General features: G+C 39.9%; 1 protein-coding gene. It reads right to left on the reverse strand.

What is annotated here, in order from left to right:
• A partial coding sequence (locus P8629_RS12455; RefSeq protein ID WP_278166412.1) for a hypothetical protein occupies positions 1–248 on the reverse strand: 248 nt, incomplete at both ends.

Genomic DNA, 248 nt, shown 5'->3' on the forward strand with positions numbered 1-248 from the left:
TTTGTTGGATAGCGTCTTGGCTAGCTTGTAATTGAACGAGCTGATTGTGCATTTCTTGCAAGGTTTGTTCAGCAAGTAAAGTGTCTTGCTGATTCTTCTTAACTTCAGACCAAGCTGTTTGGTAAGCGTTTTGTGAACCGCTAATGTCTAATTGCGGTTCATCAATCATTTTCAAATAATCACGTTCAAGGGCTGTTTTCGCTGAATTAAACGCGGTATTGAGTTGTTTCGCTAAGGCAGTTAAACGA

Source organism: Hydrogenovibrio sp. 3SP14C1 (assembly GCF_029625905.1).
In the GTDB taxonomy this organism is placed as follows: Bacteria; Pseudomonadota; Gammaproteobacteria; order Thiomicrospirales; family Thiomicrospiraceae; genus Hydrogenovibrio.